Source organism: Arcobacter iocasae (genome assembly GCF_042214795.1).
GTDB classification, from domain to species: Bacteria; Campylobacterota; Campylobacteria; order Campylobacterales; family Arcobacteraceae; genus Arcobacter; species Arcobacter iocasae.
Genome location: NZ_CP090177.1, coordinates 72,502 through 96,328, shown reverse-complemented (window position 1 = coordinate 96,328; position 23,827 = coordinate 72,502). Strand labels below are relative to the sequence as shown.

The 23,827-nt window shown below is 27.4% G+C and carries 23 protein-coding genes and 1 pseudogene; 15 read left to right on the top strand and 9 right to left on the bottom strand.

The annotated features are described in order from the left end of the window. The 12 genes from hslV to LXN10_RS00435 are packed head-to-tail and all read left to right on the top strand — an operon-like array spanning position 1 to position 8,415. On the top strand, positions 1-537 hold the full coding sequence (gene hslV, locus LXN10_RS00490) for an ATP-dependent protease subunit HslV (protein WP_375724007.1): 537 nt from the start codon (positions 1-3) through the stop codon (positions 535-537). Between the two features lie 5 nt (positions 538-542). After that, positions 543-1,871: an ATP-dependent protease ATPase subunit HslU gene (hslU, locus tag LXN10_RS00485; RefSeq protein WP_375724006.1), complete on the top strand. Its 1,329-nt coding sequence runs from the start codon at positions 543-545 to the stop codon at positions 1,869-1,871. Between the two features lie 55 nt (positions 1,872-1,926). Continuing rightward, positions 1,927-2,229 carry a hypothetical protein gene (locus tag LXN10_RS00480; RefSeq protein WP_375724005.1) on the top strand — a complete coding sequence of 101 codons (303 nt, stop codon included), beginning with the start codon at positions 1,927-1,929 and terminating at the stop codon, positions 2,227-2,229. Next, positions 2,226-3,014: a TatD family hydrolase gene (locus tag LXN10_RS00475; protein WP_375725310.1), complete on the top strand. Its 789-nt coding sequence runs from the start codon at positions 2,226-2,228 to the stop codon at positions 3,012-3,014. The genes LXN10_RS00480 and LXN10_RS00475 overlap by 4 nt, the downstream gene beginning before the upstream one ends. A 37-nt stretch (positions 3,015-3,051) precedes the next feature. After that, the gene (locus LXN10_RS00470) at positions 3,052-4,428 is read left to right on the top strand and encodes a lytic transglycosylase domain-containing protein (RefSeq protein WP_375724004.1); all 1,377 of its coding nucleotides are present in this window, start codon (positions 3,052-3,054) and stop codon (positions 4,426-4,428) included. Further along, complete coding sequence (locus LXN10_RS00465; protein WP_375724003.1) at positions 4,409-5,221, top strand: septal ring lytic transglycosylase RlpA family protein; 813 nt, start codon at positions 4,409-4,411, stop codon at positions 5,219-5,221. Before LXN10_RS00470 ends, LXN10_RS00465 begins: the two co-directional genes overlap by 20 nt. Positions 5,222-5,232: 11 nt before the next feature. Then, positions 5,233-5,805: an imidazoleglycerol-phosphate dehydratase HisB gene (gene hisB / locus LXN10_RS00460; RefSeq protein WP_375724002.1), complete on the top strand. Its 573-nt coding sequence runs from the start codon at positions 5,233-5,235 to the stop codon at positions 5,803-5,805. Then, positions 5,802-6,299, top strand: a complete 498-nt coding sequence (locus LXN10_RS00455) for a KdsC family phosphatase (RefSeq protein WP_375724001.1) — start codon at positions 5,802-5,804, stop codon at positions 6,297-6,299. Before hisB ends, LXN10_RS00455 begins: the two co-directional genes overlap by 4 nt. Beyond that, on the top strand, positions 6,290-6,820 hold the full coding sequence (locus tag LXN10_RS00450) for a hypothetical protein (protein ID WP_375724000.1): 531 nt from the start codon (positions 6,290-6,292) through the stop codon (positions 6,818-6,820). Before LXN10_RS00455 ends, LXN10_RS00450 begins: the two co-directional genes overlap by 10 nt. Next, positions 6,817-7,356, top strand: a complete 540-nt coding sequence (gene lptA, locus LXN10_RS00445; RefSeq protein ID WP_375723999.1) for a lipopolysaccharide transport periplasmic protein LptA — start codon at positions 6,817-6,819, stop codon at positions 7,354-7,356. The genes LXN10_RS00450 and lptA overlap by 4 nt, the downstream gene beginning before the upstream one ends. After that, the gene (yihA, locus tag LXN10_RS00440; RefSeq protein WP_375723998.1) at positions 7,356-7,964 is read left to right on the top strand and encodes a ribosome biogenesis GTP-binding protein YihA/YsxC; all 609 of its coding nucleotides are present in this window, start codon (positions 7,356-7,358) and stop codon (positions 7,962-7,964) included. Before lptA ends, yihA begins: the two co-directional genes overlap by 1 nt. Further along, a complete protein-coding gene (locus LXN10_RS00435) occupies positions 7,954-8,415 on the top strand; it encodes an N-acetyltransferase (RefSeq protein ID WP_375723997.1) in 462 nt (153 codons plus the stop codon). Before yihA ends, LXN10_RS00435 begins: the two co-directional genes overlap by 11 nt. Before the next feature lie 5 nt (positions 8,416-8,420). On the opposite strand, the gene LXN10_RS00430 is transcribed toward LXN10_RS00435, so the two are convergent. From LXN10_RS00430 to fliP, 6 genes are all read right to left on the bottom strand, one after another. Continuing rightward, positions 8,421-9,935 (bottom strand): FecR family protein, encoded by a 1,515-nt coding sequence (locus LXN10_RS00430; RefSeq protein WP_375723996.1) that lies wholly within the window; start codon positions 9,933-9,935, stop codon positions 8,421-8,423. Between the two features lie 9 nt (positions 9,936-9,944). Beyond that, on the bottom strand, positions 9,945-11,261 hold the full coding sequence (locus LXN10_RS00425) for a tetratricopeptide repeat protein (protein WP_375723995.1): 1,317 nt from the start codon (positions 11,259-11,261) through the stop codon (positions 9,945-9,947). A 196-nt stretch (positions 11,262-11,457) separates the two neighbouring features. Next, the gene (locus LXN10_RS00420) at positions 11,458-12,807 is read right to left on the bottom strand and encodes a TolC family protein (protein WP_375723994.1); all 1,350 of its coding nucleotides are present in this window, start codon (positions 12,805-12,807) and stop codon (positions 11,458-11,460) included. Between the two features lie 113 nt (positions 12,808-12,920). After that, a complete protein-coding gene (locus LXN10_RS00415; RefSeq protein ID WP_375723993.1) occupies positions 12,921-13,325 on the bottom strand; it encodes a PAS domain-containing protein in 405 nt (134 codons plus the stop codon). 9 nt (positions 13,326-13,334) lie between these two features. Next, positions 13,335-15,242: a methyl-accepting chemotaxis protein gene (locus tag LXN10_RS00410; RefSeq protein WP_375723992.1), complete on the bottom strand. Its 1,908-nt coding sequence runs from the start codon at positions 15,240-15,242 to the stop codon at positions 13,335-13,337. A gap of 162 nt (positions 15,243-15,404) precedes the next feature. Next, positions 15,405-16,133 carry a flagellar type III secretion system pore protein FliP gene (gene fliP / locus LXN10_RS00405; RefSeq protein ID WP_375723991.1) on the bottom strand — a complete coding sequence of 243 codons (729 nt, stop codon included), beginning with the start codon at positions 16,131-16,133 and terminating at the stop codon, positions 15,405-15,407. A gap of 135 nt (positions 16,134-16,268) precedes the next feature. Between fliP and LXN10_RS00400 the strand changes: the two genes are divergently transcribed. From LXN10_RS00400 to LXN10_RS00390, 3 genes and pseudogenes are all read left to right on the top strand, one after another. Then, positions 16,269-17,018, top strand: a complete 750-nt coding sequence (locus tag LXN10_RS00400; protein WP_375723990.1) for a substrate-binding periplasmic protein — start codon at positions 16,269-16,271, stop codon at positions 17,016-17,018. Between the two features lie 151 nt (positions 17,019-17,169). Continuing rightward, positions 17,170-17,553 carry a PAS domain-containing protein gene (locus LXN10_RS00395; protein WP_375723989.1) on the top strand — a complete coding sequence of 128 codons (384 nt, stop codon included), beginning with the start codon at positions 17,170-17,172 and terminating at the stop codon, positions 17,551-17,553. Positions 17,554-18,287: 734 nt separating this feature from the next. Further along, positions 18,288-18,827: pseudogene (locus tag LXN10_RS00390) on the top strand (methyl-accepting chemotaxis protein); the annotation flags it as partial. Positions 18,828-18,829: 2 nt separating this feature from the next. On the opposite strand, the gene mrdA reads toward LXN10_RS00390, so the two are convergent. The 3 genes from mrdA to LXN10_RS00375 all read right to left on the bottom strand — a co-directional run bounded on the left by mrdA (position 18,830) and on the right by LXN10_RS00375 (position 23,757). Beyond that, complete coding sequence (gene mrdA / locus LXN10_RS00385; RefSeq protein WP_375723988.1) at positions 18,830-20,614, bottom strand: penicillin-binding protein 2; 1,785 nt, start codon at positions 20,612-20,614, stop codon at positions 18,830-18,832. 502 nt (positions 20,615-21,116) lie between these two features. Next, complete coding sequence (locus tag LXN10_RS00380; protein ID WP_375723987.1) at positions 21,117-21,392, bottom strand: EscU/YscU/HrcU family type III secretion system export apparatus switch protein; 276 nt, start codon at positions 21,390-21,392, stop codon at positions 21,117-21,119. 1 nt (position 21,393) lies between these two features. Beyond that, positions 21,394-23,757, bottom strand: a complete 2,364-nt coding sequence (locus tag LXN10_RS00375; protein ID WP_375723986.1) for a flagellar hook-length control protein FliK — start codon at positions 23,755-23,757, stop codon at positions 21,394-21,396. Positions 23,758-23,827: the final 70 nt, after the last annotated feature.

Here is a 23,827-nt window from a genome sequence, read left to right as displayed (position 1 = left end):
ATGTTTGATGCTACTACGATATTAGCCTATAAGGCAAAAGATAAAGCAGTTATTGGTGGAGATGGTCAAGTTACTTTTGGAAATACAGTTTTAAAAGGTAATGCTACTAAAATTAGAACACTTTATAAGGATAAAATTTTAGCTGGTTTTGCTGGAAGTACTGCAGATGCATTTAATCTTTTTGATATGTTTGAAACACATTTAGAAAATACAAAAGGTGATTTATTAAAAGCTGTAATTGCATTTTCAAAAGAGTGGAGAAAAGATAAAGTTCTAAGACGACTTGAAGCTATGATGATAGTTTTAAATAAAGAACATATATTTATATTATCAGGTACTGGTGATGTTGTTGAACCAGAAGATGGAATGATAGCCTCTATTGGAAGTGGTGGGAACTTTGCTATTTCTGCTGCAAGGGCACTTCAAAAGCACTCAAATTTAGACCCTGAAGATTTAGTGAAAGAATCACTAATGATTGCAGGAGAACTTTGTATTTATACAAATCAAAATATAAAATTATTAAAAATAGAGGATTAATACACATGAATATGACTCCTAAAGAGATTGTAAAATTTCTAGATGATTATGTAATTGGTCAAAATGATGCTAAAAAAACAATAGCATTGGCACTAAGAAACAGATATAGAAGAATGCAATTAGAACCAGATATTCAAGAAGAGATTATGCCAAAAAATATTCTTATGATAGGAAGTACTGGTGTTGGGAAAACTGAGATTGCAAGAAGATTAGCAAAAATGATGAGTCTTCCTTTTGTAAAAGTAGAAGCTAGTAAATACACTGAAGTTGGTTTTGTAGGTCGAGATGTTGAATCTATGATTAGAGATTTAGTTTTTGCATCAATGGACTTAGTAACAAAAGAGTATGAAGAAAAAATTCAAGATGGCATAGACCAAGAAGTAAATAAACAAATAATTGAAAAACTTGTTCCTCATTTACCTGAAGGTGCTAGTGAGAGTTCAAAAGAGTCTTTTATTAAAACTTTTAACAAAATGGAAGAAAAACTTTTAAAAGGTGAATTAGAAGATAAAGTAATTGAAATAGAGCTTCCTAAAAAAGCTCATGTTGAAGTTATAGATTCATCATTTCCTATTGATATGACTTCTATGCAAGAGAGTTTAAATAATATGTTAGGTTCTCTAAATAAAGATAAAATAAAAAAAGAAGTAAAAATAAAAGATGCAAGAAAACTTTTAAGAAGTGGAGCTAGTGAAAAATTAATAGATCAAGAATCTATTAAACACGAAGCCATAAGAAGAGTTGAGAATGGTGGAATTATTTTTATTGATGAAATAGATAAAATTGCATCTGGAAAAAGTAATCAAAATCAAGACCCAAGTAAAGAAGGTGTGCAAAGAGACTTACTTCCAATAGTTGAAGGAAGTAATGTTCAAACTAAATTTGGACAAGTAAAAACTGATCATATTTTATTTATTGCAGCTGGGGCATTTCATGTTAGCAAGCCAAGTGATTTATTACCAGAACTACAAGGGAGATTTCCTTTAAGAGTTGAGTTAAATGCACTTGATGAAGAGGCTTTATATAAAATATTGACAAATACTAAGAATTCATTATTAAAACAATACAAAGCTTTATTAGAAGTAGAAGGTGTAACTTTAGAGTTTGATGATGAAGCAATTCATTCATTTGCACACCTTTCAGTTGAAGCAAATCAAAAAGCTGAAGATATTGGTGCAAGAAGATTGCATACAGTTATTGAAAAAGTTTTAGAAGATATAAGTTTTGATGCTGATGAAAAAAGTGGAGAAACTATTATCATTACTAAAAAATTAGTAGAAGATAAATTGTCAGATATTGTTAAAGATGAAGATACTGCAAGATATATATTGTAGTTTTTATTTTTTTTTGGCTAAAATAAGGTAAATAAGTAATTTAAAAGGCGGACCCATGAAAATAGTAACATTTTGCAATATTGATGAGAAACTATTGGACTCTAGTTTTACTGTAGAGGGATATGAAGAAACATCAGGTGAAGCGGATATTGCAATTATAGATATTAATTCAATATTTGATTTTGAAGAAAACAAAGCAGCCTCTTGTAAAGCTAAATATGTTTCTATTGCAATTCTTGATGATCAAGATGATTATGATGCATTTAAAAACTTTGGTATTGATGCTTGGATTAAACATGAGGATTTATCTAAAATAAATGAATTAATTGCAGTTTTAAAGAAAAGGTTTTTGTCATAATTATAGATACACATTGTCACTTAGATAACAATCAATTTTATGAAGATGTAGATTCGGTAATCCAAACTGCAATTGAAAATGGTATTAAGGGATTTTTAATCCCTGGTGCTGATTTTAAAGATTTACCACAATCTATAAAATTGGCTGAAAAATACAAAGAAGTCTATTTTGCAGTTGGGATTCACCCTTATGATGCTCTATCATATGATGAAAATATCATGAAAGAGTACATTAGTCATCCAAAATGTATTGCTGTTGGAGAGTGCGGTTTAGATTACTTTAGGCTACCTGAAGATGAGGAAGAAAAACTTCAAGAAAAAAAGTTGCAAAAAGAAGTTTTTATTTCACAAATTGAGTTTGCAAAAAAAGTGAAAAAACCTCTTATTGTACATGTTCGAGAAGCTTCTGATGATTCTAAAACTATTTTAGAAAAATATGGAGCAAAAGAAGTTGGTGGAGTTTTACATTGTTATAATGCAAGTGAACATTTACTCTCTTTGAGTGAACATGGTTTTTATTTTGGAATTGGTGGAGTCTTAACTTTTAAAAATGCAAAAAAATTAGTGGAAGTTCTACCAAAAATCCCTTTAGAAAAACTATTAATTGAAACAGATGCTCCATATTTGACTCCTCATCCTCATAGGGGAAAAAGAAATGAGCCATTTTATACAAAATTTGTATCCCAAAAGATAGCAGAACTCTTAAATATTAACGATGAAGAAGTTCAAAATTTGACTACAAATAACGCAAAAAAACTATTTAAAGAGTTTTCTAGCATAATTTAGATAAAATCTCAACTATTTACATAAATAGGATTGATAATTGCTTAAAATTTTTCTAATAATCATAACTCTTTTTTTGAGTGCAAACGCATCGCTAATAGGAAGTAACTTCTCCCAACGGGATTTACAGATCTTAAAAGAGCTAGATATTGACCCAGCTTACATCACAGATTATAAACTACAAAAGACTTATAATAGATATTTACAAAATATTCAAGATAAATATGTAAAAAGATTTAATAGAGCTTCATTATTTGTTCCAAAAGTAAAAGACATACTAAGAGAAGAGGGCTTACCTGAGACTTTTTTATATCTTGCTATGGCAGAATCAAGTTTTACCTTAGATGCTAAATCAAGAGCCAGAGCTACAGGTATGTGGCAATTTATGCCAGCAACTGGTAGAAATCTTGGACTAAAAAATGATATTTATGTTGATGAAAGAATGGATATTGTTAAATCTACATATGCAGCAGCTAAATATTTAAAGTACTTGCATGGAGAGTTTGGTAAATGGTATCTTGCTGCAGTTGCTTATAATTGTGGGCAAGGAAGAGTTATTGAAGCAATTACAAGAGCAACTCTTGATTTATATGAAGATGAAAATGGCAAAAAAAATGATAAATCAAAAGAGATAAAAGAGTATAGACATACTATTACTTTATATCAACAAAAAAGAGTTAGATTTAGTCAATTAAATAAAATCTATAAAGAAGTCCTAAAATGGGATGTAAAACCAGATATTTATGAACTTTTAATGGAACAAAAAGATGTTAGAAGACAATATCTACCTGAAGAGAGTAGAAATTATATAAGAAAAATAATCTCGCTTGCCATGATGAATAATCAAAGCTTTGTAACTGAAAATGATCATTCTCATATCAGAAACATAGGTGTAACTTCGCCAATTGCAACTGTTAGAGTAAAAGGTGGATTGCATTTAAAAAATATTGCAAAAGCTATTGGAATGGATTATAGAGATTTAAAAATGCTAAATAAACAACTTATTAGAAATATTATTCCTACTTACAAAAAAGATTATCAAATATATATTCCATATAGTAGATTATCTATATTTAATCAAAACAAAATGAATATAGAACCAACAAAATATCAAATTCATATTGTAAAAAGCGGGGATAACCTTTATGATATAGGTAAGAAGTATGGAATCTCTTATAAAGTTATTAAAAGTTTTAATAAACTTAAAAGTAATAGATTAGCATTAAAACAAAAATTGGTTATTCCATTTGTAGAAGGAACGGAATTAAAAACAAAAGATTATTATGTTAAAAATGGAGATACTTTATTATCAATAGCAAAAATGTTTAGAGTAGAAATTAGTAAATTAATGGCAGATAATAATTTAAAAAATAGTCTTATAAAAAGAGGAGATAAACTTGTTATTACATATAGATAATTTATTTAAATTAATTTTCACATTTTTAATTATGATTCTTTTTACTGGTTGTTTTTCATCTTCTTCTTATAATTATGGTAATTTTAATGTATTTAAAAAAGATAGAAGTAGCATAAAAGTTCCTGAACAAAAAATGAAAAACTCAGAAGCAATGCATAGAGCTACAATGAGACCTTATCAAGTATTTGGTAAGTGGTATTATCCAACTGTTGCAAAAGTAGGGGATGTTCAAACTGGTATTTCTTCATGGTATGGACCAAACTTCCATGCAAAACCTACTTCAAATGGTGAAATTTATAATATGTATAATGCAACAGCTGCACATAAAACTTTACCTATGAATACAATGTTAAAAGTTGAAAATTTAGAAAATGGAAAATCAACTATTGTAAGAGTAAATGATAGAGGACCTTTTGTTGGTACTAGAATAATTGATTTATCTAATAAAGCTGCTCGTGATATTGATATGGTTGCAAAAGGAACTGCAAAAGTTAAAATTACTGTTATAGGTTTTCATGGTAAGATTGCTGAAACTAAAGCAGAAAAAGAAGAAGTTGCAAGTGTAGGTAAATATTATTTACAAGTTGGAGCTTTTAGTAAGTATGCAGGAGCTAAAATCACTCAACATAAATTTAAAATAATGTTAAATGATGAATATGATGTTATAATTAAAAAAGGTATTTTTAACAATAAAGAGATAAATCGAGTTTGGATTAGTGGCTTTAGATCAGAAGAAGAAGTTAAAGACTTCAAAGAGAAAAATTCTCTACCAGGCATGATAATCGCAGAGTAATAGGAAATAATATGGCTGAATTTAATAGAAAAACAAAAGAGACAGATATATATTGTAAAGTTGATATTAATGGATGTGGAAAATCAAGTATAAATACAGGTGTTGGTTTTTTTGACCATATGTTAGAGGCTCTTTCAAAACACAGTGGAGTAGATATAGAATTAACTTGTAAGGGTGATTTACACATTGATGCTCACCATACGGTTGAAGATTGTGGAATAGTATTAGGAAAAGCATTAAAAGATGAAATTTTCCCAATTAAAGCAGTTGAAAGATATGGAAATGCAACTGTAGTTATGGATGAAGCGTCAACTACTTGTGCTTTAGATTTATCAAATAGACCATATTTAGTATATGAGGTAAATGTTAGTGGAAAAGTAGGGGATTTTGATGTTGAACTTGCTGAAGAATTTTTCCATGCACTTGTTATGAATGCTGGATTAACTACTCACATTATAAATGAAAGAGGAAGAAATAAACATCATATTTTAGAAGCATCTTTTAAAGCTTTTGCAGTAGCTTTAAGAAGAGCCTTAGTCAAAAATGAGAGATTGGGAATCCCAAGTACTAAAGGGATTTTATGATTAAGTTAATTGTTCTTGATGTTGATGGCACATTAACTGATGGAAAAATTATTTATACAAATAATGGCGATGAAATAAAATCTTTTGATGTGGCTGATGGTTTAGCAATTGCAGTTTGGACAAAAAAATTTGGAAAAAAAGCAGCTATTATAACTGGAAGAAAATCTTCTTTAGTAGAAAAAAGAGCAAAAGATTTAAATATAGAACATCTTCATCAAGGTGTACACAATAAAGATGAAGTTTTAGAAGAAATTTTAAAAGCTGAGGGAATCACTTGGAGTGAAGTTGCTGCTATTGGTGATGATTTAAATGATTATAAAATGCTCAAAAAAGTAGGACTATCTTTTACTCCACAAAATGGTTCAAAATATATAAAAGAGATAGTTAATGTAGTTTGTGAAAACAAAGGTGGAGAAGGCGCTGTTAGAGAGATGATGGAGTACATCTTCAAAGAAGATAGCTTAGAAGAGGAATTTTTAAACTTATGGCGATAAAATATTTTACTTATATTTTGTTAATATGCTCTTTTATAGCAACTGTAATTGCAATTACACCTAGAGAAAAAGATAAAAACAAAGAAGAACAGCCTCAAATTGTTTTTGAGAATTCTACTTTATACACTTTTAATGAAGACAATTTAGAAAGAATTGTAAATTCAACAAGAGCCATGAAATACAAAACAAAAGATGTTATGTATGATGGAAAGATTATATTAAGAAGAGTTGATAATGGAACAGATTATATTCAATCTGATATTATTATTAAAAGACTTGAACAATATAAATTTTTAAACGATGTAAAATATAATAGAGAGAATAATATACTTTTAAATACAGATGAGATGTTTTATGATGGAATCAAGAAAATAGCTACAAATACAATAGCATTTGATGGTATATATAATAATAGTACTATAAAGGGAAAAGCTTTATATTATGATACAAATAAACAAATTTTTAAAGCAAAAGATACACACTTTGAAGTTTTATTAAATAGTAACAAGGGTAATAAATGAGAATTTTTTTAGTTTTGGGTTTTTTAGTTAGTTTTTTATTTTCAGAAAAATTAATAATAGACGCAAAAAATTTTGAAGCATATGACGAAAAAGGCTTATCTATTTTTACAGGTGATGTAAAAATGGTAAAATCAAGTGATGAATTAGAATCTGATAGATTAGAAGTATATTTAAGTGAAAAAAAACCTAATACAAAAAGAGAACCTTTAAAATATATTGCAACTGGTAATGTTAAATTTAAAGTTAAAACAGCAGGTAAGTCTTATGAAGGTAAAGGTGATAAAGTTGTTTATGAACCTAAAAAACTAAAATATGTAATTACTGGAAATGGATTTTTAAAAGAAGTAACAGAAGATAAAAGACTTTTTGGAGATAAAATTGTAATTAATCAAATTACAGGTGAAGCAAAAGTTACAGGAAGCGAAAATAAACCAGTTAGATTTATAATTGATTTAGGGGATACAAGCAATAAGAAAAAAGAAAGTAAACAAGTTACTCCTACTGTGGAAAAAACAAATAAAGTTGAGGCAAAATAATGAGAATAGTAGATGCCTCATTTATGCAATCAGCTCAAAGTATAAGTGACTCACCAGGTCCAGATGTAGCTGAAATAGCATTTTTAGGACGAAGTAATGTGGGTAAGAGTTCTTTATTAAATACTCTTACAAATAGAAAAGGTCTAGCAAAATCATCTTCTACTCCTGGAAAGACTCAGCTTATTAATTATTTTAATATAAAGTTTAAAACAGATGAAGAAAATGGTATGCCACCTGATTTATTTGCTAGATTTGTGGATTTACCTGGATTTGGATATGCCAAAGTATCTAAGACTTTAAAAGCAGAGTGGAATAGAAATCTAACAAATTATTTGGAACAAAGACCAAATCTACAGATGTTTATACATCTAATAGATGCTAGGCATCCAGAGCTTGCAATAGATAAAAATGTTGATGAATTTTTAGAAAAAATAAAAAGAGGCGATCAACTTATCGTTCATGCTTTTACAAAAACAGATAAGCTAAAACAAAATGATTTAGCAAAATTAAGAAGAGAGTACCCAGAGGGTATTTTTATATCAAATCTTAAAAAAAGAGGTATAAGTGACCTCCAAAATAAAATAACAGGATATTTATTTGGAAATTAGATTTTATAAACCAACAACAAAAGATATTATTCCTATGCAAAGCCTTGTAAAAGGTGAAGTAGAGAAGGGTACTATCTTACTTAGAACAGAAGATGAGATGGCTAATACAATACGGTCATACACTGTTGTTGAAGTTGATGGAAAACTAGCTGGTTTTGTAGCAACTCATATTCACTCAATAAGACTAGCAGAAGTGCGAAGTTTAATAGTATCAAAAGAGTTTAGAGGATTAAAACTAGGAAAACAACTAGTTGATGCCTGTATAAAAGAGGCAAAATTTTATGGACTAGAACAGCTTCTATCTTTGACTTATGAAGCAGGTTTTTTTGAAAGCTGTGGCTTTAGAGCTATAGAGAAAGATCAAATACCCGAACATAAAATTTGGGCTGATTGTATACGATGTAAACATTTCCCCGTTTGTGATGAAGTGGCGATGGTCTTTGACCTTTAGCCACTTTATGGCCGAGTACCTTCTATAGCTTTAAATAAACCACTTCCTTTTATTACACCATCTTCAAAGTCAAATTTTCCACCTATTGCTTTAATCTCTCCACTTCCATAAAATGAACCATTTACATTTCCCGTTATACTGTTAGAATTATGAGTTAAATCAGATGAAGAGAAACCTGATGAGTTTACGATTCCATTATTTCCAATAGCTATATTATAAGTAATAGTTTGTTGGGAATTATTAGTATATATTAAGTTCATACTTCCTGTAAAAGAGCTACTTCCTCCACCAAAATCAAATGCAAAATCTACTTTACTAGTTGAGTTTATCTCATATTCATGTGTACTTGTCCCATCATATATATCACCATAAATAACATTTCCATAAAAATTTACTGTATCATTTACCCCTTTAATTAAATTATCTACAATACTTTTTGCAGTTTTTGTTCCTGCAATCCATCCTCCTGTATAAGTTACACCTTCAACTGTTCCTTCCCATTCTCCCCATGATAAGTATGCATCATTATTTTGATCAGTTAATGAATCAATGCTAGTATCTTCTTTTAGTGTAGAATTATATATTTTTTTATTATCAATATTTATTTGAGAAGAACTACCTATTTGAGGTTTAGGTTCATTTTCAGTTGATTCTATATTTGGATCAAAGTCATTTATTCCCATTTCTCCATTTTTAAAAGATTCAAAAGTAGAACCATCCTTAATTATTGTATTTACATATCCTAGAGTAGTAAAATTAGATAAAGTAGAATGTTCTTTAGTTTTTTTAGTTTTTTTAGTTATTTCACTTGTTATTTGATTTTCTATAAATGAAGTGACATCATCTGCATTATTATTATTAGAAGTTTCATTAGCAGAATTTGGACTATTATTTGTATTATTAGTTTTATTGTCGTTTTGTTCTCCTTCTCCATTACCAGCACCAGTTTGTTGTTCTAAATTATCTAAAGTATCTTGTTTCAAAGGCTCAGGAGGAGTAGGCGCCTCACCTTGTGGAGTTCTAGTTAACTCTTGTTTTGCCACATCTACAGTTACTCCATTTGCAGTAACACTAATAGCTCCATCAGTACAAATAATTATTTGTTGATTCCCTATAATTGTAGTTCCTCTAATACCAATAGAAGCAGATTTTGTTTTTAGTTTAAATCTCTCTTTATTTATTTTTCCAATCTTTCCAGTAATAGATTTAAAAGAGCCTTTCATAAACCCAAAACTAGCCTTAGAGTCTTTTGGTTTACTCTCATCATAAACATAATCAAAGATGTTTAAAGTAGAATTTTGTCCAATAGTAATAATAGTATTATCATTCATGGTAATTTGAGCTTTAGAACCTTTAGAAGAATTTATAACATCATTCTTTTCTAATTTCTCTCCAAGTTTAGCTAGGATAGTATTTGAATCCCTAGAGATTTTAACATCACCAACTAAAGCTGTTATTTGTCCTATACTAGCAAATAAAAAGTTTGCAAGGATAAAAAGTAATAAGAGTATCTTTTTCATGTTAAATCCTTAAAATGTATAAATCAATGAAGATTTAATAACTTGTTTTTTATAATCAAAGGGTTCTTGGTTTGACATATTGTTTGTAGCTGTTGCTTTTAAGGCAAAGAGTAAGTTTTTTCTTAAGGGTCTAGTTATTCCAATAGATGCACTATTTATCTTATCAACTCTTCTTGATAGAAAGTTAACATCAGTATCTCTATAGATTACTTTTTTACTATTTATATTTGTGTTTAGATTAAATTTATATGGTAAAGCTAAACTGTTTTCTAAGCTTACTTCAAATGATTCTTTACTTACATCTGTTCTTTGTTCATATATTTCTAACTCTTTAGCATATGAAGTATCTAAAGTAAAAAGTCCAAAGCTTTCTGTTTTATATTTTAAGCTATTTGTTAAATCAAATACATAAGCATTTTTTTGTTTATCTTCTTGTTGGTCATAGAGTTTTTTACTTAGTTTAAAAGTAATATCATTTAAAGTTGTTTGAGTAAAGATATGAGAGTTTGAAAGTATTAGATTATAGTTTTTTAAATAGTCTTTGTCATTGTATCTAACATAATCCATTCCTATTCCAGAGCTATATTTATTTGCTCCTTTGTAAAAGGTAGGAGTAGAAGTAAATGATATAACATCAATATTACTATCTTTTTTAGTATCATAATCTTGGGTATAAACTACAAGATTGTTATTTAAAGAAAATTCTTCATTATATTTATATACATGGTTTATAACAGCAATGGCATCATAATAATAATCAGATTCTTCTTTAGCATCATTATTTAAAGTTAAATCAGTTCCCAATTGGGGTACAAAGACTGAGTATTCACCTGCTGTTGCTGAGTTATTTACATTTGAATCATAACTTAAATCAAATACTAAAGCTCCACTTATAAAGTGTTTTTGCATAGTTTGTTTTATGTAAGCAAGTCTTGATTCAATACTTTTTTTTACATCTGGTGGAGTATCTGCATTTACTAAAACAGCATTAAAGTCTTTTATTGCTTGAGTATAGTTTTTAAGCATCAAATTACTTTGTGCTATTTCTATTTTTGCTCTTAAATTATTTGGTTGAGCAAAAAGTATTCTTTCATAATAACTTATTGCTATATCATATTTCCCTTGTTCATATTCACATCTTCCAAGATAGAAGTTTAGATTTTGGTTTTCCAAATCATTTTTTGATAAAGAAAGAAATATTTCGTAAGCTTTTTCATAAGCTTTTTCATTAAATAGTTTTACTGCTTGGTCATATGAGGTTAGGGATTCAGCACCTAGAACAATTGAGACAGTAAAAACAGAAGACAAGAATATATTTTTTATCATTTAAGAAACTTCTTTTGTGTAAATTAACCTATTATATTTAAGTTAGCCTTAAGATGTATTGAGTTAAAAATGACAAAATAATGAGAAATAAAGATAAATAACTTAATGAAAAATTAATGTAAAATAAATATTTAATTATGAATAAAAGTCAGAATATTAATTTATACAAATTACGAACTAAGTATTTTCTATATTCTTATTTTTCCAATGATTTACCTATTGACAGTTTTAGTTTTGCCTTTATAAAAGTAAGATCGAATTTTGACATAATTACTTCTGCTTCTGCTTTTTGCAAGGAGGCTTGTTGTGTTAATAAGTCAGTCATTTTGATTAATTTATTTTTATACATATCTTCAGCTTTTACTAAAATCTCTTCTGCTAAGTTTTGAGCTTTTATTTTTTCTTTTAGAATCTCTTCCTTTGATAAGTAATTTAAATAGTTTTGTTTTACTTCAAGTTTTATAGAATCTTTAAATTGTTCTTTTTGCAACATTAGTTTATTATATTTGATTCTACTTTGTTCTATTTTAGATTCCCTTGTCATATCAAATATTTTCATATTTAGTTGAACTTTTGCTAGGTAGAAGTCCTGTGTTTCATCAAAATTCTTTAATTTATCATTGCTATATCCATACTCTATATGTGCATCAATTTTAGGATAATAATCAGATTGTTCTATTTTTATATTTTTCTTTGATGACTTTGCATTTAAATCAATATATTTAAAATCTTCTCTTTTGTTTATAGCTTCTTCTTGGATATTTTTTAAATCAATACTTGAAATTTTTACCTCTTCAAAGTTTTTAACATCTGTAATTTCATCACCAACTAAAAAACTTAAATAAGAAAGGGAAAGTGATACTTTATTTTGTGCTTCTTTAAGTTTTACATTTGTATTTAAATCTCTCACTTGGGCTTCATTTAAATCTATTTTTGTAACTAAACCTTCTTTATACATTTCATTTGAAAAATTTACAAAAGATGTAGTTACCTCTTTTGCTTTTTGTGTAGATTTTAAATACTCTTTAGATGCGACACAAGCATTATAAGCTCTTAATAATTCTAAAGTTAAAAGTTTTTCATCATATTGATATTTTTTGTTTTTTGCTTGGATTTGAAGTTTAGCAATATCTTTTGCATTTGATATTTTAAATCCTGTAAATAGTGGAATATCATAGGTAAGTTTTGTTTCATAATTATCTACAGATTTCGGATAGTTTAAATCGTCTGGTGCAGTACCTATAGAGTCAGAACCTGTATATGAACCTAACCCAAAATCACCAAAGGTAGCTTTTCTAGAACTTAATTTTGAATTAAAAGCATATCCTGCATGATTTGTACTTGTATAGGTTTCTTTAAAATGTAAAGCTCCATAATTATTTGCTGATATTTCATCTAATATTGCATGAGATTGTTTTATATCTAATTTTTTTGATTTTAGTTCTTTATTATTTTCAAGTAATAAAATTAAAGCTTCATCAAATGTTACCTCCTTTGCAAAAGAGAATATGGAAGTTATTAACAAAAATACAAATAGTTTATTCATAAGTAACCTTTATTTTTAAAAAGTTATTATAATGTTTTATTAATTAAAATAATGTAAAACTATATATTATATTTTCTTATAATTATTAATAAAAAATAAGTATGAAATATTTTCTATTTCCCTTCTTCTTTATTCCAAATAGCATATAATTCTTCAGCTTCTTGAATCTCTTTATCAGAGGGCTTTCTTCTACATGATAAATATCCTGTTGAACCATTACAACTTTCAAATGGAAAAACAGTTGCATATACCCAGTAAAAATCACCTGATTTAGTGGCATTTTTTACATATCCTGTCCATATTTTACCAGATTGTACAGTATCCCAAAGAGATTGAAATGCTTTTTTGGGCATATATTTACTTCTAACTATACTATGGGGTTGTCCAATTAGTTCATCAAGTGTATACCCTGCAATTTTACAAAATGTGTCATTTGCAAATCGAATGATACCTTTTTCATCAGTTTCACTAACCAAGAAAGCAGATTTATCTAAAACTATTTCTTTTCCCTCTGTCATATTAACTCCTTAGTTAAATTTTTTATTTTTTGCATCTTCCACAAGGTCATTTGCCATATTAGAAACTTCACTTGATATATTTTTAATTTTGTTTGCTTCACTTGCATTTTCTTGTGTTACACTGTCAAGTTTTGCTACTGCATCATTTATTTGTTCAATTCCATTCATTTGTTCTTTTGAAGCTGATGAAACATCTTCAATAATATGAATTGTTTCTGAAATATGTTTGTTCAATTCTTGATAATCAGTAATCATACCATCAGATATTTTTTTACCTTCGATAGCTTTATCATTTGCATCTTCTACTAAGTCTTTTATTTCTCGTGCTGCTTCTGCAGAACGAGATGCTAGATTTCTTACTTCTTGTGCTACAACTGCAAATCCTTTTCCAGCTTCTCCTGCTGTTGCTGATTCAACTGCTGCATTTAGACTTAAGATATTTGTTTGAAATGCAATTTGATCGATTATATTAATTGCTTCATTGATTGCAGAAACTTTTTGATTGATTTCTTCCATTGCTGAAGCTGTATTTGCTGCATGCTCTTGTCCTTTTGAAACAGATAATTTAACTGTCTGTCCTAGCTCTGACATTTTTGAAGCATTACTGGCATTACTTCTTGTTATTGATGTTATTTCCTCTACTGCGGCGGCTGTTTCTTCTAGTGAAGCAGCTTGATCATTAGCTTTGTTTGCTAAGTTTTCCATAGAGTTTGTTAGATTATAAGAGTTTTTTTCTAGGGCTTGTCCATTCGATAAATTTGTTTTTGCACTTTGGCTTAAGGCATCACCTAGACCATTAACTCTTGTCATAACTGCAAGCATCTCTTCTTTTAGACTTTTATCTATAATAACTCTATTTCTAAAATCACCATTTATGTACTCATCTAAAGTATCTTTTACATTTAACATATTATGTTCAAGAATATTTAACATTTTATTCAGTGTATTTTTTAAAGTTAATATCATTGGGTTTTCAGAACTCCCGTGAATTCTACACTTATAAATACCTTGTTCTACCTTATCTGCTGTTAATACAACTTCTCCCATAACTCTAATGTCATCTTTTAATTTTTTATCAATTTCCAATGCTACTTCATTTAATAGTAAAGTTAATTCTCCTATTTCATCAGAATTAGTAACTTCACTTGGTGTATATTTATTATCAACCATTGTAATAAAATCTAAAAATCTTTTAAAGTTATCTTTAAACATCTCTAGTGGTTTTTTAACAATATTGTTAAATGCAAAAATTACTAGGATATAAGAAATTATAACTGTGAGTAGAGTAAACCCTGATACTTCTAATATGATTGCACTTATTTGATTTTTAGTTTGTATTTTCATTTCAAGAATAGTTTTTTCTACATCATCTACATTTGTACCCGTTCCTATTATCCATCCCCAAGGTTTAAATAATGTGATGTAGGAAAATTTTGCAATTGGTTCTGAATCATTAGATTTATGTAGTTCATAGTCTATTCTTCCTTCACCTTTATCTTTAATTATTTTACTCATTTGATCAAAAACATTATTATTTACAAAATTAACATCTTTTGTTAAATCTTTTCCTTCAAGCGCTGAATTAGTAGGGTGCATTACCATTCTCATATTTAAATCAGTAATCCAAAAATATCCATTCTTACCATATTTTATATTTCTGATTTTTTCTATTACCTTTTTCTTACCTTCTTCTCCATATTCTTTTTCATATTGAGAAATAAGATTGTTAATAATTTCAATATGATTTTTTAGTTCTTGTGTTCTTTCTTCATACTCTCCCTCTCTAAATTGCTTAGCTTGTACTTGGGTTAATGTATTTATCTCATAAATTGCTATTTGAGAAATTATTATTGACATTATAATAATTATAATAGTAATAAATGCTAGAGTTTTTGTTTTAATTGATAATGGCTTCATGATTTCTCCAATAGACTTTAGACTAATTTTATAATAATATAAAATTTTATTAATATACTGTTAATATTATAATTGGGTTATTTTGTTAAATTAATTTAGTAGGAGATGTATAATTAATTGTTTATCTAGGATTAAGATAAGCAAAAAGGTAGCTTAAAAGTATTATTTAAAAGATTGTGCGAGATTTCCAATAATAAGTTGCCAGCCATCAATGATAATAAAAAAGATAACCTTTATGGGCAGGGATATCATTACAGGAGGTAACATCATCATACCTAAGCTCATCAGAATAGAAGCTACAATAATATCAATAACTAAAAAAGGCAAGAATATTAAAAATCCTATTTCAAAGGCTGTTCTTAACTCACTTACAATAAATGCAGGCATTAAAAGAGTAAGTGAAACATCATCTATATTTTTAGGATTTTTTTCTTTTTTAATACGATAAAAAAGGGCAATATCTTCTTCTCTTGTATTTTTTATCATAAATTCTTTAAAAGGTTTTACACTTTTGGCAAAAGCCTCTTCATAACCAATCTTTTCTTCCATATAAGGCTTAACACCTTCATTATAAGATACCTTAGCATATGGTTCCATAATGAATATAGTTAAAATAAGTGCCATAGATATTACGATTTGATTTGGAGGTGCTTGTTGAAGTCCCATAGCTTGTCTTAATAATGATAATACGATTATAAGTCTTGTAAAGCTTGTCACCATAAGTAGTAGAGTTGGTGCCATTGCTAGTAAAATAAGAATGATAGCAATATTTATTGTTTTTACAAATTGTGCAGGTTGATCTATTGATGCAATTGAAAGATTTATTACTGGTAAATTATCAGCAGCAAAAAGTGAAATAGAAAATATAAAAAGTGCTAATATAATTCTCAATTAGTATCCTTAGAAAAGTAAAAAGGAATGATAACTAAAAAAAGTTTAAATTCAAAAGATAATTCAGGAAAACTATATTATAATGAATTAAATTATTTAAGATAAATTTAATAATTGGATAATAAGGAATGAATTATGCATACACATATTATGAAAAGTTTTATTATTTTGATATTGATAGTTCAATGTTCTTTTTCGAAAGATTTAAAAGAGATTCTTGATGATGGATATATAAGAGTTGGAGTTAAATACGATTATAAGCCTTTTGGTTTTATAAATAATGATGGTAGACTTGATGGTTTTGATATTGATTTAATTAAAACTATGATGAATAAACTAGATTTGAGAGTTCAATTCATAGAAGTAAGCTCTATTAATAAAGAAAAAATGCTTTTAGATGACAAATTAGATATTCTTTTTGCAGGAATGGTAGAAGATAAAGAGAGTAATAAAAATATAATTTTTACTAAGCCTTATTATTTAGATGAACAAGTTGTTTTATTAAATAGCAATAATAGTGTCAAGAGTTTAAAAGAGATGGACAATATGCATGTGGGTTCTTTAAAAGGAACAAATTATTTAACTAATTTTTTAAAAATACAACCAAATGTATTAACAATTACTTTTTCACAATATCCACAGTTAACAAAGGCTTTGGCTTTTAATAATATAGATGCTGTTACTGCTGGTTCAACTTGGGCAAAAGAACAAGTTGAAAGCCATAGTAATGAATTTCGAATCTTAAGCGATGTTATTTGTACAATCAAGTATTCAATAGCTTTAAAAAAGAATAATGATAACTTAAGAGAAAAGTTAAACCTATTATTTGCTGAGATTACAAAGGATAATACTTATGAAAAAATTTATAAAAAATGGTTCAAATAATTAAAGTATCATTATTTAAGAATATATGAAATTATATTCAGATATTATTTTATTAATTTAAACTTAATTAATAAATATAAATATATAATTAAAATATTATTAAGTATAAAAATAATGAAAATGAATTTTTTAGTTTCGTAAGGAGATTATTTTGTCACAAGAAATAAAATTATCAGAAAATACAATGATAGTATCAGAAACAAATACAAAAGGAATTATTGTTTATGCAAATAATGATTTTTGTGAAATAGCTGGTTATACAAAAACTGAATTAATTGGAAAACCTCATAATTATGTAAGACATGAAGATATGCCAAAAGCAGCCTTTGAAGACTTGTGGAAGACAATTAAGTCTGGAAAAGTATGGAAAGGTATTGTAAAAAATATTACAAAAAGTGGTGGCTTTTATTGGGTTAATGCTACTGCTTATCCTTCAAGAACTCCTACTGGAGAGTTAAGATATATATCAGTAAGAGTTAAACCTACAGATGAAGAAATAAATACTGCAATTAATTTATATAAAACTATGAAATAGAAGAAGGTTTCAATAATATGTTTTTTAATAAGACAAGTGAAAATAAAATATTAGAAATTTTTGATAATTTTGAAAAGTTTGTTGATGGTGAAATAAATTCTTTACCAAAGATAGATTACAAATCATCAGGATTTAATCAAAAAATAATAGATAAATTATCTGTTATAAGTGAAAAAATGTGTAGAAAAAATCAAGATGAACTTTTAGTTTTTGGTGAGATTATGTTAATTGCAGAAAAATTATCAGATGGATATATCTCAGATAAAATTCATTATACAAATACTTCTAATAAAAAGTTAAACTACATAGCAAAAACAATAAATAATCTTGTAGATAAGCTTCATGATATGTTAGGTTCAGATCTTCACAAAATAACCTATGTATTGGATAAGTATTCAAAATTAGATTTTACTAGTAAAATTGAGAATGAAAGTGGGGAGTTGATTTTGGCACTAAATAATGTTACAGATTTGATTTCTCAAATTTTATATGAGAATAAATCAAATGGTTTAACCTTAGATTATACTTCTAATCAGCTGCTTGATAGTGTTCAAAAATTAAATGAAAGTTCAACAAGTGCAGCTGCAAGTATAGAAGAAACAGCTGCTGCAATTGAAGAAATAACTGGAAATATTAGGTTAAATACTGAAACTATAGTAAAAATGTCAGAGTTCTCAAATGAAGTTACTAGCTCTGTTCATGTTGGTGAAGAACTAGCAAATAAAACAACAATTGCTATGGATGAAATTAATACACAAGTAAGTTCAATAAATGAGGCAATCACAATAATTGATCAAATAGCATTTCAAACAAATATTTTATCATTAAATGCAGCAGTAGAAGCGGCAACTGCTGGAGAAGCAGGAAAAGGTTTTGCTGTTGTTGCTGCAGAAGTGCGAAACTTAGCTTCAAGAAGTGCAGAAGCTGCTAAAGAGATAAAAAAGATAGTAGAAAGTGCAAATTTAAAAGCAAATTATGGGAAAAGTATTGCAGATGAGATGAAAAATGGTTATAAGTTATTATATAACAATGTATCACAAACAACTGAACTTATTTCTGATATTGAAACTGCATCAAGGGAACAATTATTAGGAATTGAACAAATTAATCATGCGGTAAATTTACTTGATAGACAAACCCAAGAAAATGCTAATATTGCATCTAAAACTAATAATATGGCAATGATTACAGATGAAATTTCTAAGTTGATTGTTTCAAAAGCAAATGAAAAAGAGTTTATAGGAAAAGAGCTAGCTAAGATGAAGTCTATTTAGAATTAGTTTACTTTTATGTAACCTAATTCTATTAATTTATTATATATTTTAGTTGTAATTTCTCCTGCTGCACTTCCACCATGTCCACCGTGTTCTACTAATATTGTCACAGCATATTGAGGATTATTAAAAGGTCCATATGTCGTCAACCAAGCATGGGATCTTTTTAAATATTCTAAGTCCTTTTCATGAACTCTTTTTTTAACATCTTGATCTATTCCAATAACTTGAGCAGTTCCAGTTTTTGCAGCAACTTTTATTTTAGGATTTATACCTCTTAAGTGCCAATAAGCAGTTCCATGTTTATCATTTGCAACTTCATACATACCTCTTTGTACAAGTTTTAAGTTTTCTGGGTCAATATCTATTTTTTTAGGTTCTTCATAAGCATCTTTATAGAAATGAGGAGTAGCTAATCTATCAGTTGCTAAAAAAGAAGTATATCTTGCAATTTGCATAGGTGTTACAAGTACAGAGCCTTGTCCAATAGAGGAAATAAGTGTTTCACCTGTAAACCAAGCTCTATTGTATTTTTTTCTTTTCCAAGCTTCATTTGGATTGATTCCAATGAATTCATACATTTGGTCAACACCTGTTTTTTCCCCAAATCCAAATTTTGCCATTGTTTCACTAATCTTATTTATACCCACTTTTTGACTAGCTTTATAGAAAAAATCATCACAACTTTCTCTAATAGCTTTAATAAAATCAACTATTCCATGTCCATCTTTCTTCCAACATCTAAATTTTCTATTTGCAAATTCATATGTTCCTGTACAATTTACTTTGAAATTCCTACTTATTCCATTTTCCAACAAGCCTAAAGCTACACCCATTTTCCAGACACTTCCTGGAGGATACATACCATTTGTAATCTTATTTGTAAATGGTTTATTGATATCATTTTGTAAATCATCCCACTCTTTATATGAAATCCCATTTACAAATACATTATTATCAAACTCTGGAAAAGAAGCAGCTGCTAATATCTCACCATTATTTACATTCATTACAATTACTGCACCAGCTTTTTGATCAAAAATATCATGAATGTATTGTTCAAGTTTAATATCAATAGTTGTAGTGATATTATTATCAATTGTTACATCTTTTTCTTCTAATACTTCAAGTTCTTTATTTAGGGCATTTACTTTTACTTTTTTATATCCAAGTTGACCTTGTAAAATATTGTTATAATACTTTTCTAAACCATTTTTACCAATTATTCCACTATATCTAGAAATAGGATTACCATCAATATCTTTTCTAGAAGCTTTTCCAACATATCCAATAATGTGTGCTGCAACTTTTTTAAAAGGGTAGTTTCTTTTTACTGCTGATTCTACTTTTAAATTATCTAATGAGTTAAAAACAGTATATTTATCAAAAAATTTGTCATAAGCTATATAATCAATAATCTTAACAAAATCGTGTTTATAAGGAGAATCTAACTTATTGTACTTTTTGATTAATTTGTCTTTTTCAAAATCTGGAAAATATGTAACTATTGTATTAACTAGTTCTTCTAAGATATGTTTATTTTTATATGAACGCAAGTGTGGTTTAATACTTAGTGAAAATCCAAGTTCATTGATAGCTAGGGCAACTCCATTTCTATCTTTGATAAGTCCTCGTGAAGGTGCTTGATAAACTTTTTTTATGTAGTTTTGTTTTGATAGTTGTTCATAATATGTATTTGATTTTATACTTAAATAATATAATCTATATACTAAAAGTAAGCATACAATACCAATAAAGATAAGAATTAAATTGAGCCGTTTTTTCATAGAAATAGTCCGTAAATTAAGAAATCAATCACAATATTTAATATAACATATCTAACTAAGTTAAAATTTAAATCATTAGAAAAAAACCAAACTAAAAGAACACCTATATAAAAAGTTAATATATAAATGTAATTATTTAAGTTATGCAAGGAAATAACTCTATTTAAACTTGGCAAGATAAAAGTATATATAAATAGTGATAGAAAGGTAAAAGAAAATGGCAAAAAACCATTATTGTATTCTATAAATAAAAAAACTATTATCAAATATGTTAAAGAGTAATAATATTGATATTTAATAGATTTTAAAAAGGCTAAAAAAATTATACCTGCCATTAAAATAGGGAAAAAATGCACAGATGAAATAATATTTACAAAGACTGTAAAAATTCCTAAAAAGAATATAAAGTAAGGATTGTGTAATAGTATATTTTTCATTTAATTAGCAGTCTTATTATATTTTTTGCTGATTATATTATAAATAGTCTTATACTAGGATATCATTAGTTTTTATTTTGCTTTGACAAGTCATAAATAAAAGCAAAAACTTCTGCAACTGCTTTATATAAGTTATTTGGAATTTGTTGATTTACATCTAGTTTTGTTAAAAGTTCAACTAAATCTTCATCTTTTTTTATGGGAATATTATTCTCTTTTGCTATTTTTATAATATTAGATGCAAGTTCACCGCTTCCTTTTGCTACAACTTTTGGTGCAGTATCATCTTGTATATTATATTTTAAAGCTGCGACTTTTAATATTTTCTTTTGTTCATCCATTTTAAACCTTGATATTTACACCAAAATCAAAATCATCATCTTGTTTATAAAAATTTTGTTTTGTATCTTCTTTTAATGTATGTATGTTCAATCCAATCACACTTATACCTGTACCATTTAACTCTCGTCTCAAACTTGTTGCTTTTTGTCTTATTAATTGTTTTGTATCTTCTTTTTCCACAAAAACAGAAATATCTAGTTTATCATCTTCATATAAATAAAGATGTAAATTTATTTTTCCTAAGTCTTTTAGTGTTAAATCAATCAAGCAGTAAAACTTTTCATCATTGGCTTTTTTTATATCAATTGAACCATCTTCAAGTAAATCCCACAAAAAAGGAACATATACATTATTTGAAGAGTTCGCGATTGAATAAAGTTGGTGATAATCAATTTGGGTCAAAAGTTTATCTACATGTTTTAATATCTCTTTTGGATCAGCATCTTTAGAAATATGGGGTTTTATTTCATCAATATCTTTTGATTGATTCTGAATTTGATTTTGAAGTTGTGCTTGTACTTTTGATAAAACTGTTTTTATATCATTAAAAACAGGTGAGTCAGTTTTTATTGAGAAAGTATTTGATTGAAGAGCTGTTTTTGCATCTAAATTTGTGGCAATTTTTACAGCTGCATCTTTTGGGTTTTGCAGGTCTATTTTTTTTATATCAGTTAATATTTTATCAATTTGTTTTAAAGTATCTTTGACATTTATATTTTCTTTGATTGAGTTTTGAGCTTGTGGTTTGGCTTCTTCTTTTAGTTGTACTTTCATTTGTAGAAGCTGAGAAGTACTTTGAACAGTGCTTTTTATTTGTTGCTCTTTTCCTTGGGGAGTTGTTTCTACTTGTTTTGAAGGATTATCAACAGTACTTTGTGTTTTTTCATTAGAGACTTGCCCTTGAAGTTGAGCTTGCACTTTAGTTAAGATATTTTTTATGTCAGTTAATAAAGGAGAATCACTTTTAATACTTTGATTAGTTGTTGTAGTTGTTTGTTGACTTATTTGCTGTGTTGGTTTTGATTCATTAGTTATATTAGGTTTTACAACTTGTTCTTTTATATTAGGCATTTCAAGGTTTTTTATCTGAACTAAAAGTTTGTCTATTTGTTTAAGTGTTTGGGGAATATTGATATTTTCTTTACTAACACTTTGAGTAATAGCTTGATTACTGTTTTGTAGTGTGTTTTCTACTTTTTGATTAGAGACTTGCCCTTGAAGTTGAGCTTGAACTTTAGTTAAAATATTTTTGATGTCATTTAATAAAATAGAATCGCTTTTGATACTTTGAGCACTTGTTGTAGTTGTTTGTTGACTTACTTGTTGTGTTGTTTTTGATTCATTACTTATATTAGGTTTTACAACTTGTTCTTTTATATTAGGAGTTTCAAGGTTTTTTATCTGAATTAAAAGTTTGTCTATTTGTTTTAATGTTTCAGGAATATTGATATTTTCTTTACTAACACTTTGAGTAATAGCTTGATTACTGTTTTGTAGTGTGTTTTCTACTTTTTGATTAGAGACTTGCCCTTGAAGTTGAGCTTGAACTTTAGTTAAAATATTTTTGATGTCATTTAATAAAATAGAATCGCTTTTGATACTTTGAGCACTTGTTGTAGTTGTTTGTTGACTTACTTGTTGTGTTGTTTTTGATTCATTACTTATATTAGGTTTTACAACTTGTTCTTTTATATTAGGAGTTTCAAGGTTTTTTATCTGAATTAAAAGTTTGTCTATTTGTTTTAATGTTTCAGGAATATTGATATTTTCTTTACTAACACTTTGTGTAATAGCTTGATTACTGTTTTGTGGTGTGGTTTCAACTTTTTGATTAGAGACTTGTGTTTTACTTTGGGTGCTAATTTGTGCTTCTAGTTGGGCTTTTGTTTTAAGCAAAACAGCTTTCATATCATTTAATAGGCTATTTTCATTTTTATTGTTTGGATTAGTTGCTTGATTTAAAAGTTTTGATTCTAAAAATATACCACTTTTTTGTATTTGTTCTTTTACTTCTTTTGATGTGGTTTGTTCTGGTGTGATTGAAAATTTTTGTAAAAATGTTTTTAATTGTTCAGTGCTTTTATCATCTGGTAGAGCTTTTACAAGAGATTGTAAATTTGAGGTAAAGGAACCTAAATCTTTATTCAAATTTGAATTTTTTAGTAAGTTTAATATGGTCTCATTTGATTTTGAATTATTTTGGATATTACTAAAAAGACTTTTTAATAAGGTAGAAACATTTAAGTCTTTATTTTGACTAGTTATCAAAGTTTTAACATCAGCTTCTTTCAAAACCTCTTTTAAGACTTTGTTTGTACTATTTGCTACTAGTATATTAAGTTGTGTATTTGTAGAGACTAACATACTACAAAGTATATCATAAAATTAAATCATAAATCTTTTTTGGTATAATAAAGTAAAAATAATAATAGGA

Excerpts from the sequence above, each read along its gene's own strand:
- hslV (WP_375724007.1), top strand. The coding sequence starts at position 1 with ATGTTTGATGCTACTACGATATTAGCCTATAAGGCAAAAGATAAAGCA.
- hslU (WP_375724006.1), top strand. The coding sequence starts at position 543 with ATGAATATGACTCCTAAAGAGATTGTAAAATTTCTAGATGATTATGTA.
- LXN10_RS00480 (WP_375724005.1), top strand. The coding sequence starts at position 1,927 with ATGAAAATAGTAACATTTTGCAATATTGATGAGAAACTATTGGACTCT.
- hisB (WP_375724002.1), top strand. The coding sequence starts at position 5,233 with ATGGCTGAATTTAATAGAAAAACAAAAGAGACAGATATATATTGTAAA.
- LXN10_RS00455 (WP_375724001.1), top strand. The coding sequence starts at position 5,802 with ATGATTAAGTTAATTGTTCTTGATGTTGATGGCACATTAACTGATGGA.
- LXN10_RS00450 (WP_375724000.1), top strand. The coding sequence starts at position 6,290 with ATGGCGATAAAATATTTTACTTATATTTTGTTAATATGCTCTTTTATA.
- lptA (WP_375723999.1), top strand. The coding sequence starts at position 6,817 with ATGAGAATTTTTTTAGTTTTGGGTTTTTTAGTTAGTTTTTTATTTTCA.
- yihA (WP_375723998.1), top strand. The coding sequence starts at position 7,356 with ATGAGAATAGTAGATGCCTCATTTATGCAATCAGCTCAAAGTATAAGT.
- LXN10_RS00430 (WP_375723996.1), bottom strand. The coding sequence starts at position 9,935 with ATGAAAAAGATACTCTTATTACTTTTTATCCTTGCAAACTTTTTATTT.
- LXN10_RS00425 (WP_375723995.1), bottom strand. The coding sequence starts at position 11,261 with ATGATAAAAAATATATTCTTGTCTTCTGTTTTTACTGTCTCAATTGTT.
- LXN10_RS00420 (WP_375723994.1), bottom strand. The coding sequence starts at position 12,807 with ATGAATAAACTATTTGTATTTTTGTTAATAACTTCCATATTCTCTTTT.
- LXN10_RS00415 (WP_375723993.1), bottom strand. The coding sequence starts at position 13,325 with ATGACAGAGGGAAAAGAAATAGTTTTAGATAAATCTGCTTTCTTGGTT.
- LXN10_RS00410 (WP_375723992.1), bottom strand. The coding sequence starts at position 15,242 with ATGAAGCCATTATCAATTAAAACAAAAACTCTAGCATTTATTACTATT.
- LXN10_RS00400 (WP_375723990.1), top strand. The coding sequence starts at position 16,269 with ATGCATACACATATTATGAAAAGTTTTATTATTTTGATATTGATAGTT.
- mrdA (WP_375723988.1), bottom strand. The coding sequence starts at position 20,614 with ATGAAAAAACGGCTCAATTTAATTCTTATCTTTATTGGTATTGTATGC.
- LXN10_RS00380 (WP_375723987.1), bottom strand. The coding sequence starts at position 21,392 with ATGGATGAACAAAAGAAAATATTAAAAGTCGCAGCTTTAAAATATAAT.
- LXN10_RS00375 (WP_375723986.1), bottom strand. The coding sequence starts at position 23,757 with ATGTTAGTCTCTACAAATACACAACTTAATATACTAGTAGCAAATAGT.